The organism is Vibrio sp. 704 (assembly GCF_033339295.1).
In genome coordinates, this window is the sequence record NZ_JAWOUH010000546.1 from 1 (window position 1) to 651 (window position 651).

Sequence of the window (651 nt, forward strand, 5' to 3'; positions counted from 1 at the left end):
CGTCAGAGAATCCTGCGTAAACTGAGAGAAATTTCCCCGCGCGTTTGGTCAGCAATAACTCGCGATCTGCATCATCAGAACCGGCGATGATTTGTTCGTTAGCCAACATCATATCGCTACGAATTGAGAGCCAATCGCTGATATAACGGTTAGTCGACTCAGAAATATTCTGTATTTCTCGGTTGAGTGTGGATGTGGTTTCTTCGTGAAGTTGATTAACGGAAACCCAAGCTTGAACGCCACTTACGATGGCGATAATGACTGCGATAGCAATCTGGATTTTTAACTTAATGGTATTTCTCATTGTCTAACCTTTATAAACAGACAAAAAGATCAGTGTCACAACGTGTGACTCCAGAGGGTTTAGACGATTCAAGCACAGAGCGTTACATGAAAGGCTTTAGTGAATTTATCGACAGTTAGTGATGAAACTTGAGGCACATGGTGTGATTTTTATTCAGCAATGCAATGTTAAATCTCTATTCATCATGGTGTGCAAAGGGGAACGAAGTCGAGGTAATGGGAATGAAGGGGCTCTGTGAAGGCGTAACCCCTCACAGAGCCAGAACGTTAGAAGAGAATCAACACAGCGCCGTAAACTATAAACAGACCAATTAAGCCAATGATGAGTCCGACTTTCGCCATGTCTTT

At 42.9% G+C, this 651-nt stretch carries 1 pseudogene; it reads right to left on the reverse strand.

The features are described from left to right. A pseudogene (locus R7R24_RS27665) lies at positions 1-304 on the reverse strand (methyl-accepting chemotaxis protein); the annotation flags it as partial. Positions 305-651 lie beyond the last annotated feature (347 nt).